Here is a 12,276-nt window from a genome sequence, read left to right as displayed (position 1 = left end):
GGTCAATACCTATGCTGTAAACCCGCTGTAAATGGAGAGGTCGTGTCGCACAGTGGAGGGCAACCGATTGCAGCGCGTGACGATCGCGCAGGTGGCGGAGCGGGCCGAGGTTTCCACGGCCACAGTGTCCCGGGCACTCTCCGGCGCACGCCCGGTGTCCGACGAGATCCAGCGGCGGGTTATCGCCGCGGCCCGGGAGCTCGGCTACTCCGGCAACTCGATCGCCAGCGCGCTTCGCCGCAGCCGCACCGACACAGTCGGGATGGTGGTCCCGAGCATCACCAACCCGTTCTTCACCTCACTGGTGGAGAGCGTGGAGCACGTGCTGCAGGCCGAGGGGAGGCAGCTCTTCCTGTGCGACTCCCGACAGGAGCCCGAGGTGGAGCGCGGGCACCTGCGGTCCCTGATGGCGCGGCAGGTCGACGGCATCATCATCAGCCCGTGCCACGGGAGCGAAAGCGCGTCGGCGGTGCAGGGCGCCGCCGAGACGCTCCCCCTGGTCCAGCTCGACCGGCGGGTCGCGGGCACCAGTACCGACTGGGTCGGCGTCGACGACCACGAGGGGATGCGGCTGCTGCTTGAGCACCTGCACGCGGCCGGGGCGCGCTCAGCGGCCTTTGTCTCCTCCGCTATGACCAACTCCTCGACGGAGCTCCGGTTGGCCGGGTTCAAGCTCCAGGTGGAGCGGTTGGGGATGACCACCCGCGCGGAATGGATCCTGCTCGGCGAGTACTCCGTGGCGTGGGGGCGCCGCGCCACCGAAACCCTGCTCGACGGCGGCGAGCTGCCCGACGCCATTGTGTGCGCGGACGACCTCATCGCGATCGGCGCGCTGCGCACCTGCCGCGTCCGGGGGGTGACCGTTCCGGACGACGTGCAGATCACCGGATACGACGACATCGACTTCGCGGAGCTCGTCGATCCGGCGCTGACCACCATCAGCCAGCCCCGCGACCGGATCGCGGCCGAGACTGTGCGGCTGCTGGCGACCGCCGAGACGTGGGGCGGCACCGCGGCCCACACCGCACTCGCCCCGGCTCTCGTTGTGCGCGAGAGCACGGAGCCGTCCGGGTGGTCGCCGCCCTACCCGAGGTTCGGCGATGGCGAGCACCAGGAGTCGAGCAGCCGGTCATAGAGGTCCACGGCCTGGTCAAGGCGGGACAGGGAGCACCATTCGTCCACGACGTGGCACTGCTCGGGCTCTCCCGGCCCGAGCACCACGGTGCCGGCCGCGTCCAACCGTTCGGCGAGGATCGAAGCGTCGGTGAAGAAGCGGGCCGGTGCCGACGGTTGGTCGTCCAACCCGGCCGCGCGCAGCACCTCGCGCACTGCCGTGACGACGGGTGCGTCCGGCGGGGTGCTCACCGGCGGGAGGTTCACCAGGTCGGCGACCTCGATCTCCGGGCCGGCGATCGCGCGCACCCGCGCACGCAGCGGCTCCGCCGCGTGCGCGGGGACGGTGCGCAGGTCCAGGAGCAGTTCGGCGGCGTCCGGCACCACGTTGACCTGGGTGCCGCCGCTCATCGTGCCCACATTGGCGGTGACGGCGCCGAAGCCGTCCTGCGCCGGCCAGTCCGCGGTGTCGTGCAGCGCCGCGGCGACCCGGGCCAGCGCCACGACCGCGTTGCGGCCGGCCTCCGGCGCCGAGCCGTGCGCCGGGACCCCGTGCGCCCGCAGACGCAGCCACAACGCGCCCTTGTGTGCGGGAACGAGCCGGTTGGCGGTGGGTTCGCCGACGATCAGCCAGCCACCCGTGCGGACCAGGTCCGCGGGAAGGCCGGCCGCGCCTTCGGCCCCGGTCTCCTCACCGGCGGTCAGCACGACCTGCACCCCTCGGCAGCGGTGCGGGCGGGCGCGATGCCGGCGCAGTGCGACGAGGAACGCCGCCACCCCCGACTTCATGTCGCTGGCGCCCCGCCCGACCAGCCGGTCACCATCGATCTCGGCCCGCCAGGGGTCGCTGTGCCAGTCGCGGGCTGTGGCCGGGACGGTGTCCAGGTGCCCGGTGAACGTCAGGGGAGGGGAGTCGGCCGGTTCGGGCGTGGTCGCCACGAGCTGTCCCCGGCCCGGCTCCCAGTCGGCCATGTGTACCCGCAGTCCGGAGTGTTCCAGGACCCCGGAGGCGACAGAGGCCGCGGCGCCTTCGCCGCCACCGACCGTGTCCAGCGCGATCAACTCCGACAGCAGGGCGCGGGCGTCGGGTTCGTGAGCGTCCACTGTTCCTCCGTTCTCTCCCGGGCGGTCTCCGGCGCGGATGATCATGCTACGCCGTGCCGCTCCCGCGGGCGTCGAGTGTGACCGGGCGGACACTCGCGGCGCCCGCGGCTTTCGCGGGGTGGGCACGCCCCGGAATTTCCTGTTCGGCCCGTATTGGCTAGGATAGGCGTCAGTTTTAATGACGACCGTCAGGAAAATCGACAACGTGACCCGCGCTGGTGTTAGCGGAACCGGCGGATTCCCGTGTGACGCACGTTCGGCACCCGAGCCAGCGCAGGAGGCCGCCCACCATGCGCCGCCCGTTCGACGCCCCCGAGCCCCCGCGGCCGCACGCGGTGCGAGCGCCCCGCTGTGCTCGCCCGTGGTGACCGCGACGACCAGCACCGAAGGGACAGCATGACCGACCAGCAGCCGCTCGCCGGGCGCACCGTCATCGACCTGACGAACGCACTCGCGGGCCCCTACGCCACCCTGCTGCTCGCCGGGCTGGGGGCGAGTGTCATCAAGGTGGAGAACCCCGCCACCGGCGGGGACCCGGCCCGTGGCAACCCGCCCTACGTCGGCGACGACGGGATGTCCCTTGCCCGCAGCGAGCCCGACGACATGTCGGTCTCGATGCTCGTGCGCGGCCGCGACAAGCGCAGCGTCACGCTCAACCTGAAGGACCCGCGCGGCCGGAAGGTCTTCGAGGACCTGGTGCGCGACGCCGACGTCGTGGTGGAGAACTACAGCCCCGGCGTCACCGAGCGGCTCGGTATCGACTACGAGGCCGTGCGGGAGATCAACCCGAAGATCGTCTACACCTCGATCAGCGGCTTCGGCGCCCAGGGAGGCGGCCCGGGGTCAGGCAAGGCCATGGACACGATCATCCAGGCGCTGAGCGGGGTCATGATGACCGCGGGCGAACCGGGGGAGGGCCCGGTCCGCTTCGGGTTGCCGATCGCCGACACGCTGGCCCCGCTGTTCGCGGTCATCGGCACGACCTCGGCCCTGGTGCAGGTCGAGAGCACCGGTGTCGGCCAGCACGTGGACGTGTCCATGCTCGGTGCCCTCACCTCGCTCGTGGCGTGCGAGCCGTTCGACGCCCTCGACGCCGTGGGCCTGCCGCAACGGACCGGCTCGACGCTGCCGCGGTTGGCTCCGTTCGGGCTGCTGCCGGCCGCGGACGGCCATATCGCGCTCTGCGCCCCAACCGACGAGTTCGCCCACAGTGTGCTGCGCGCCATGGGGCGCCCCGATCTCATCAGCGACCCGCGCTTCCACGGCCGCGACGAGCGCGTGCAGCACGCCGACGAGCTGCACGACCTGATCCGCGCCTGGTGCCGGGAGCGGACGGTGGCCGAGGCGCTGGACGCGCTGACAGCGGAGGGGGTCGCCGCCGCTGAGGTGCGCGGGCCGCGCGAGGCGGTGCGCGATCCCCTCGTGGTGGCCCGCGAGGAGGCCGTACCCGTCGCGCATCCGCGCCACGGGACGGTCACTGACCTCATGGCCACCGGGCTGCCCATCCGGTTCTCGGCGGCGCGAGCCGGGTTCGACCGGCCGGCCCCCGCGCTGGGCGAGCACAACGACGAGGTGTACCGCGACCTGCTCGGCTACAGCGAACAGTGGATCGCCGAGCTGGCCGAGAACAAGGTGATCTGACCCGCAAGCCCCGAGCACCAGCCGGAGGACGAGCATGCCCGCAGCGACCACCGCGACCTCTGCGCGGACCGCGTCAAGGGAAAGCACCGCGAGCAGCGCGCTCGCCCAACTCACGGCGCACGCCGCCGACAGGATGGCCGCGGCCGGCGAGTGGCGGGCCGAAGGGCGGCCGGTGATCGGGTACGTGGGCGCCGATGTCCCCGTCGAGCTGCTCACCGCCGCCGGAGCGCTTCCGGTGCGGCTGGCCGGCTCGCCCGGCGCCGGCACCGCCACTGGTGACCGCTACCTCGGACACGGGGTCGATCCGGCCGCGCGGTCCGTGCTCACCCGCCTGCTCGACGGCGACTACGGCGACCTCGACGGGCTGGTGGTCTCCCGTGACTGCGAGGCCTCGGCGCGGCTGTTCTACGCGGTCCGGGAGCTGCGCCGGGTCGAGCCCGCGGTGCGCCTGCCCCCAGCGCACCTCGTCGACGTCCTGCACCTGCCGCACCGCAGCACCACCCGCTACGTTCGCGCGAAGGTCGCCCAGATGCGGGCGACCCTGGAAACCTGGACGGGCCGGACCATCGCGGATGCCGACCTCGCGGCGGCCGTCGAGGCACACGACCGGCTCCGGCAGCTCCTGGGGGAGGTCGCCGAGCTGCGTAGGGAGCGGCCGGCCCGCCTCACCGGAACAGCGGTCCTGGCGATCGTGGCCGCCACCACGACACTGCCCGTGCGCCGTTCCATCGAGCTGCTGGAGCGGTTGCACGCGCATCCGGACACGCTGCCCGAAGCGGACGGTGCCCGGGTGTTCCTGACCGGAAGCGGGCACGACACCACGGACGTCTACGCGGCACTGGAGGACGCCGGCCTGCTCGTCGTCGGCGAGGACCACGACTGGGGCGACCTGCTCTTCCACCGCCGCGTGCGCGAGCCCACCGAGCTGGGGCTGGCCGAGCGCTACCAGTACAACGGCCCGTCCGCGCCGCGCGCGTCGATCCGGCGGCGGGCCGCGCACACGGCCGACGCCGCCCGCGCGTGCCGGGCCGACGCGCTGCTCTCGTACGTGCGGGACCACGACGACGGCCCGCTGTGGGACTTTCCGGCCCAGCGCGCCGCCGCGGACCTGCCGGCGGTCCTGGTCGACCGCCAGCCCTACGGCTCGCTCACCGCCGAGGCGCTCGCCTCCGCGGCCGGGCTGACGAACCAGCTGGGAGGTATCCGATGAGTGACCGGCTTTCCTCGGCCGAGGCGGCGCTGGCGTACCAGCGGCAATGGTTCGCGGACCTGCACGGCGCGGTCGCCGACGGCGCCCCGTTCGCGCTGGTCAATGCCGATACCCCGCACGAGATCCTGCGGACGATGGGCATCCCCTACGTGGTGAACCAGTGGTGGGCCTCCATCGTCACCGCGAAGGGCCGGACCCAGGACTACCTGGGGTTGCTCCGCGAGCGCGGCTACCCGGACCACTCGGAGCAGTACAGCTCGATCGCGCTGGGCTCGCTGTTCGACCCCGATCCCGGATCGGCGCCGTGGGGCGGCCTGCCGCGGCCCAGCCTGGTGCTCGCCGAGACCACCGGCGACGCGTCCCGCAAGGTCTTCGATGTGTGGGACGAGGAACCCGGGACCACCTTCTACCCGTTGGAGAGCGCCGCGCGCGACGACGTCCCGCCGCGGTGGTGGGAGCTGATGCCGCGGCGCTGGGAGGAGGCTGTCGGCTCGGACCGCCTCGACCTCATGGTCGAGGAGCTGGTCGGGCTAATCAGGTTCCTGGAGGCCACGACCGGCCGGGAGTTCCTGGAGACACGCTTTCGCGAGGTCATGGCGCTGGCCAACGAACAGCAGGAGTGGAACCGCCGCACACGCGACCTCATCGCCCGCGCGCGGCCGTGCCCCCTGAGCGTAACCGACAGCATCCCCGGCGTCATGGTTCCGCAGTGGCACCGCGGCACCACCTGGGCGCGCGATGCCGCGCGCGCCTTCCACGACGAGGTCGCCGCCCGCGTGGCGGAGGGCACCGGGGTGTGCCCCGACGAGCGCTACCGCCTGATGTGGGTGGGCCGGGGACTATGGTTCGACCTGGACTTCTATCGCCGGTTCCAGCGCACGCACGGTGCCGTCTTCGTCTGGTCGATGTACCTGGCGATCGCGGCCGACGGTTACCTGCGCTACGGGGGCGACCCGTTGCGCGCGCTCGCCGCGCGCTTCGCCGCGTTCTCCGACCAGCTCTACACCCCTCCGTGGTCGGCCGAGTGGTACGTCAAGGAGGCCCGCCACCACGGGGTGGACGGCGTGGTTCACCTGGTCTCCGACGACGCGCGGGGCGGTTACTTCACCACGCGTGCGCTCCGGGCGGCGGGCATCCCGGTTCTGGAGCTGCGCGCCGACAACGTCGACGCCCGCAGCGCGGACAAGGACGCGCTCACCCGCACGGTCGGCGACTGGCTCGACAATGAGGTGGCGCCGCGTACCTGAGACGCCCTGAGGCCGCCGCACTCGGGCGGTCCGGATCGCCAGTGGCGGCCACACAAAGGGCATATAATTCAATATGAGGACGACCGTGGCAGGATGGGACTGCTATTCGGGCCGGAGAAGGCCGGTCCACCGCAACCGGCCTTCGGTGCTGCGTGCCACATCACCCAGTAGCCTCGGCTCGTCCGACACATCACCGACAGGGGCTACGACTTCGATGACACCGATGCCTCCACCTCGCCGGCCCAACGGTGCCAAGCCGCAGGAGCTGCTGACCGCGCTCCTCGGGGACTTCTGGTACTGGCGTGAGGAGCACATCCCCTCGGCGGCGCTGGTGGAGCTGCTCGGTGACTTCGGCATCACCCCGGCCGGGGCCAGGTCCGCGATGCGCAGGCTGTCCGCCCGCGGCCTGCTCACCGTCGCGCGCAATGGCCGGACGACGGCCTACGGCATCCCGCCGCGGACGGTGGCGGTGATCGTGGAGCACACCTATCGGATGCTGACCTTCGGTTCGTCGGCGCCGCAGTGGGACGGGATGTGGACCGTCGTGGCGTTCTCGGTGCCCGAGGAGGATCGCGGCCTGCGTTCCGAGCTGCGCACCCGGCTGCGAGTGCTGCGCTTCGCCGCCCTGTACGACGGCGTCTGGGTCACCCCGCACGACGAGACCGAGGCCGCTCTGGCCATGCTGGACGAGCTGGGTGTCACAACGGCGACCGTGCTGCGGTCCACCGAGGCGGGACGCGAGTCGGCGGAGAGCGGGCTGCGCGAGGCGTTCGACCTCAGCGAGCACGCCCTGGCTTACCGCGGCTTCGCCGACTACTACGAGCCGCTGCTGGAGCGCGTCAACGCGGGCCAGGTCGGGCCCGCTGAGGCGCTGCGCACGCGCACCGAGGTGGGAGCGGACTGGCGGCGGTTCCAGGAGACCGATCCGGACCTGCCGGCGGAGCTGCTGCCGGCCGACTGGGAGCGCGACCGGGCGCGGCGGGTGTTCACCGAGATCTACGAGCGCCTCGGCCCGGTGGCCGAACTGCGGTTCCGGCAGGTGCTCGCGCGGGTGTCGCCGGACCTCGCGCAGCTCGCCGCACGCCACGACTGGGAGAGCGTCTCGGCGCTGTACGAGTCGCTCGGCGACCGGGCGCGCGGCGACACCCCGTTCGAACGGGCGAGCGAGGCGCGCCGGCTGAGCGAGGCCGCGCGCGCCCGCCAGTCGCGGTCCGGCGACCGCGAGCGGTGATGTGCGTCGCTGAACGGGCGAAAATCGGCCCCGCCCCGCGCAATTTGCGCACCGAAACTGACCGTGCGGACATGGTCAGCACCGAGAACGTCCCCACAGACACCCTCGATGCGACCCACCACCGATCCCGCCGCCCCCGGTGGACGCTCAACCATCGGGCACCCGGTGCGATCACTGGGGGCTGACCCACCGCTGCCTTCGCTGACCTCGTCGGGTGCGCAACCATCCGCGGCCAGCCTCGGACGAACGGGCCCCATGCGAGGACGCCCGCCCCGAGACCCAAAACACCGCAACTCCCCTCGGGAGTAATAGGTGCACCTTCCTGGGATCGGCGCACAGAGTGCCCGCTCCACCACCGTCCTGAAGGCTGCGGAACCGCGGACATCCGGGTGGCGACCGTTTCCACTCGCGTTCGCTCCGGACCCGGCGCACGTCTTTCGTTTCCTGCTCGCTCCGTACCTTCTGCGCGCCTGTTCGGGCAGCGCACAAATCTGATGCGATGGAAATACGTCAAAATATTGACGGTCGCCAGAAATTAGACGATAGTGTGCTGAGTCACAAGCGCTAGCTGCGCTCCGTACACCGCACCAAGGAGGCCCCCGGACATGCCCGACCTCTCTCCGCGCGAGGACCGCGATCCTGTCGTGCGGGTCGAGAACCTTGCGAAAGGTTTCCGGCGGCGGGACGGTTCCACTGTCCCGGCCATCGACGGTGTCTCCTTCGACGTCGGGCCGGGTGACTTTCTCGTGCTGCTCGGCCCCAGCGGCTGCGGCAAGACCACGCTGCTGCGTTCCATCGCCGGCCTGGAGACCCCGGACGGAGGCGCCATCAGCTTCAGCGGGCGCCCCCAGTTCTCCGCGGCGAGCCAGACCAACGTCCCGCCGGAGCGGCGCGGAGTCAGCATGGTGTTCCAGTCGTACGCGCTGTGGCCGCACATGACAGCGTTCAGGAACGTCTCCTACCCGCTGGAGTCCCGCCGGTCCGGCAAGCGGAGCAAATCCGAGATCGCCAGCCGGGTGCGCGAGACGCTCGACCTGGTCGGCGTCGGTGAGCTGGAACAGCAGTACGTCGCCCAGATGAGCGGCGGCCAGCAGCAACGGGTCGCCCTGGCACGCGCCCTGGTGAGCAACGACGCGCTGGTGCTCTTCGACGAGCCGCTGTCCAACGTCGACGCCAAGGTGCGCGAGCAGTTGCGGATCGAGCTGCTCTCGCTGCAGCGCGAACTGGGCTTCGCGGCGATCTTCGTGACCCACGACCAGGCCGAGGCGATGCAGCTCGGCAGCCGGATCGCTGTTCTGCAGGAGGGCCGTCTGGCACAGCTCGCCTCGCCACTGGAGATCTACACCCGGCCGGCCAACCGCTACGTGGCCCAGTTCATCGGGACGATGAACGAGAACCTCGGCACCGTGACCGCCATCAAGGGCGAGACAGCCGAGGTGGAGACCGGTATCGGCTCGCTGACCGGACACCTCAACGCGGAGTCGGTCGCGGTCGGCGACCGGGTGGCGGCCATGTGGCGCCCCGAGAGCGGAACCATGACCAACTCGGACCCCGTCGCGGCCAACCGGCTGCGCGGCACTGTGAAGGCCTCGATGTTCGTCGGCAGCTACACCGAGCAGGTCGTCGACGTGGCGGGCCAGGACGTCCGCGTGCAGGTGCCCGGCGCCAACGTGCTGAGTCCCGGCGACGACGTGTGGGTCGAGATTTCCGAGGTCGACGTCCTGGTCATGCCGGCGGAGGACACATGAGCGCCGCCACGCTGACGCGCGAGCCCGAGCGCCCCACCCGCCCCGCGCGCCGCCCCCGGCTGCGTATCGGCCGGCCGTTCGAGACGGCCAGCCTGGGGGTCGGGCTGGTGCTCATCGCCCTGGTGATGATTCCGCTGCTGCGCGTGGTGGTGGGCCTGTTCTGGGCGGACGGCGAGCTGACCATGCGCCCGATCACCCGCACCCTCGCACTTCCCGGGCTGGGCGAGCTGCTGCTCAACACGGTGGTCGTCGTGGTCGCCAGCAGCGCCGTCGCCTGGGTCATCGGGGTCGGCCTCGCCTGGCTCAACGAGCGCACCAACGTCCGGATGGGGCTGCTCACCGACTCGCTGCCGCTGCTGCCGTTCCTGCTTCCCCCGGTCGCCGGCGCGGTCGGCTGGGTCATGCTGCTCTCCCCCCGCGCGGGCCTGTTGAACAGTTGGATCCGCGACATCCTGTCGCTCTTCGGCATCAACCTTCAGACCGGCCCGTTCGACATCCACTCCTGGTACGGGCTGATCCTGGTCTACGCCGTCTACGCGGTCCCTTTCGTGTTCATGACGGCCGCGGCCGGTCTGCGCAACCTGGACTCCTCCCTGGAGGAAGCGTCCCGACTCAGCGGGGCGAGCATGTTCCGCACCCTGCGGAAGGTCACCCTGCCCCTGGTGGCGCCGAGCCTGGGCGCCGGTGTGCTGCTGAGCGTCTGGTTCGGTGCCGGGATGTTCTCCCTGCCCTCCATCGTCGGCACGCCCGCGGGCATCGATGTGCTGTCGGTGCGGATCGTCGAGCTGCTGACCTTCACCTACCCGCCCGACACCGAGCTCGCCGTCGGGCTGAGCGCGTTCGTGGTCGCGTTCGTCGGGCTGGCCTACTGGTTGCAGGCGCGCATCCTGCGCCGCGGCCGGCACGCCGTGGCGACGGGCAAGGGCGGGGGAGTGCGGCGCATCGACCTCGGCGCCTGGAGGTGGCCGATGCGGCTGCTGGTCCTCGGCTACGTGTTCGTGTCGACCGTGCTGCCGCTGATGGCCCTGGTGCTGGTCTCGCTGAACGGCTTCTGGACTCCCGACATCGGATGGGGCAGCCTCAGCCTGGACGCCCTGCGCCAGTCCGTGTTCGACGACCCGCTGACCAGCCAGGCTCTGGGAAACAGCCTCGGTCTCGGTGTGGTCGGCGGACTCATCGGTATCCTGGCGGCAGCGGCCGTCTCGCTCTATGTCGCGCGCCGCCGCACCGTACTCGCGGGGGCCGTGGACGCCGGCATCAAACTGCCCGCGGCGGTGTCCAACATGGTGATCGCGGTAGGGATCCTGCTGGTGTTCGGCGGTGGCCCGTTCATGCTCTCCGGCACGCTGACGATCCTGCTCATCGGGTACCTCGCTCTGTACCTCCCGCAGGCGTCGATCGCGGCGGACGCGGCGGTCAGCGGAGTGGGCGACGAGCTTCCCGAGGCCTCTGCGGTCGCCGGCGCCACCCCGTTCCGTACCTTCCGCAAGGTCCATCTCCCGCTGATGCTGCCGGGGCTCGTCGCGGGGTGGGCGCTGCTGTTCATCCGGATGGTCGGCGACCTCACGGCGTCGGCGATCCTGGCCGGCACCGGAAACAGCGTGGTTGGTTTCCGTATTCTGGAAGTCTTTACCAGCGGTTCGTACGCGTTGCTCGCATCGTTGTCCACGGTCCTGGTCCTGGTGACGGGAACGGTGCTGGCGGCCGTACTGGCTTACACCCGCCGCGCGTCCCGGTACGCCGGCCCGACCCGGGTTGGCGGGGTGTGAATGCGGTACCACGTGACCCACCCGGTACCCGTCGGACCGGACAGACCCAGCCACCTCGTACCCGCGACCGGGGCCGACGCGCGGCACGGCGCGACCGCGGTCGCGCCGACCCGGCGGGACAGCCCCGCCCGGACCTGCCCTGATGCGATTCAGGGCCCACGAGACCTGGAGGAAACATGAGAATCCGTACCATCCCGTCGTTCGCCGCGGGGGCCGCGGTTGTCCTCGCTCTCAGCTCCTGCGGATCCAGCGGCTCCGGTGGCTCGGGCTCGGCCGACATCGACGACCCCGAGCTCCAGGAGCTCGTGACCGCCGCGCAGGAGGAGGGCTCGCTGACCCTGTACGGCGTCCCGGACGAGAGCCTGCTCCGCGGTGTCGCGGACGAGTTCGCCGAACTGTACGGGGTCCAGATCGAGCCGGTCCGCCTGGTGTCGGCCGACCTGTCGCAGCGGTTCTCCTCGGAGGCGGATTCCGGGCAGCCGGCGAGCGACGCGATCCTGCTGACCCACTCGCCCTTCTACGCCGAGGCGCTGGAGAAGGAGTGGCTCACCCCTCTCACCGAAGCCGGCGTTCCCGACTACCCCGACGAGTACCCCGAGGACTACGTGGTCGAGGACGGGGACGTCCCGCTGGTCAGCCTGGTACCGACGAGCATGGTGTACAACACCGACGAGGTGTCCTCGGAACCCGACTCGTGGGAGGACTACGCCGACCCGGAGCACAAGGGCAAGCTCGCGATCGCCGACCCCGCCACCTCGCCGGCGAACCTCGCCTTCTGGCAGATCATGCGGGACGAGTACGGCGACGAGTTCCTGGAGAGCGTGGCCGAGAACAACCCGACCTGGCACAACAGCGCGGTGCCGGGCACCCAGGCCGTCGCCGCCGGCGAGTCCACACTCGGCCACCCCGGCGTGCAGGCCATCGTGGACAACCTCAAGGAGGAGGACGCGCCGGTCGAGGCGACCGTGCCCGGGCCCACCACCGGACCGGAGATCGCGCTCGGCCTGACCGCCGACGCGCAGAACCCCAACGCCGCCAAGCTGTTCGCGCACTACATCCTCTCCGAGGAGGGCAGCACGCACCTGGCCGAGATCTCCAACGCGGCATCCCCGTACGGGCTCGGGCTGGACGACTTCCAGCGGCCCGAGCCCGTGTCGGACGAGCAGGAGGCGGAGATCGAGGAGCTCCTCGGCGCCGAGTGACCCGCGTCCCC

At 71.3% G+C, this 12,276-nt stretch carries 9 protein-coding genes; 8 read left to right on the top strand and 1 reads right to left on the bottom strand.

The genetic code is table 11. The features are described 5' to 3' along the window. Positions 1-76 precede the first annotated feature (76 nt). A complete protein-coding gene (locus tag F4561_RS16930; RefSeq protein ID WP_312885608.1) occupies positions 77-1,135 on the top strand; it encodes a LacI family DNA-binding transcriptional regulator in 1,059 nt (352 codons plus the stop codon). Here F4561_RS16930 and F4561_RS16925 read toward each other — a convergent pair. After that, a complete protein-coding gene (locus tag F4561_RS16925) occupies positions 1,084-2,217 on the bottom strand; it encodes a M20 family metallopeptidase (protein ID WP_221445513.1) in 1,134 nt (377 codons plus the stop codon). The genes F4561_RS16930 and F4561_RS16925 overlap by 52 nt on opposite strands. Before the next feature lie 396 nt (positions 2,218-2,613). Here F4561_RS16925 and F4561_RS16920 point away from each other — a divergent pair, with 396 nt between their 5' ends. The 7 genes from F4561_RS16920 to F4561_RS16890 all read left to right on the top strand — a co-directional run bounded on the left by F4561_RS16920 (position 2,614) and on the right by F4561_RS16890 (position 12,265). Further along, a complete protein-coding gene (locus F4561_RS16920) occupies positions 2,614-3,858 on the top strand; it encodes a CaiB/BaiF CoA transferase family protein (protein ID WP_184580225.1) in 1,245 nt (414 codons plus the stop codon). A gap of 34 nt (positions 3,859-3,892) precedes the next feature. After that, positions 3,893-5,068, top strand: coding sequence for a 2-hydroxyacyl-CoA dehydratase family protein (locus tag F4561_RS16915; protein ID WP_246437215.1), 1,176 nt, complete (start codon positions 3,893-3,895; stop codon positions 5,066-5,068). Further along, complete coding sequence (locus tag F4561_RS16910; protein ID WP_184580223.1) at positions 5,065-6,315, top strand: 2-hydroxyacyl-CoA dehydratase family protein; 1,251 nt, start codon at positions 5,065-5,067, stop codon at positions 6,313-6,315. Before F4561_RS16915 ends, F4561_RS16910 begins: the two co-directional genes overlap by 4 nt. 223 nt (positions 6,316-6,538) lie before the next feature. Next, positions 6,539-7,546 (top strand): PaaX family transcriptional regulator, encoded by a 1,008-nt coding sequence (locus tag F4561_RS16905; RefSeq protein WP_184580221.1) that lies wholly within the window; start codon positions 6,539-6,541, stop codon positions 7,544-7,546. A 605-nt stretch (positions 7,547-8,151) separates the two neighbouring features. Beyond that, positions 8,152-9,294 carry an ABC transporter ATP-binding protein gene (locus F4561_RS16900; RefSeq protein WP_184580219.1) on the top strand — a complete coding sequence of 381 codons (1,143 nt, stop codon included), beginning with the start codon at positions 8,152-8,154 and terminating at the stop codon, positions 9,292-9,294. Continuing rightward, positions 9,291-11,063 carry an ABC transporter permease gene (locus F4561_RS16895; RefSeq protein WP_184580217.1) on the top strand — a complete coding sequence of 591 codons (1,773 nt, stop codon included), beginning with the start codon at positions 9,291-9,293 and terminating at the stop codon, positions 11,061-11,063. The genes F4561_RS16900 and F4561_RS16895 overlap by 4 nt, the downstream gene beginning before the upstream one ends. A 176-nt stretch (positions 11,064-11,239) precedes the next feature. Further along, complete coding sequence (locus F4561_RS16890) at positions 11,240-12,265, top strand: ABC transporter substrate-binding protein (RefSeq protein ID WP_184580215.1); 1,026 nt, start codon at positions 11,240-11,242, stop codon at positions 12,263-12,265. The last annotated feature ends 11 nt before the right edge of the window (positions 12,266-12,276 follow it).

The sequence above is a fragment of the Lipingzhangella halophila genome, assembly GCF_014203805.1.
Classification (GTDB): domain Bacteria; phylum Actinomycetota; class Actinomycetes; order Streptosporangiales; family Streptosporangiaceae; genus Lipingzhangella; species Lipingzhangella halophila.
This window is presented reverse-complemented; position numbering and strand designations above follow the sequence as displayed.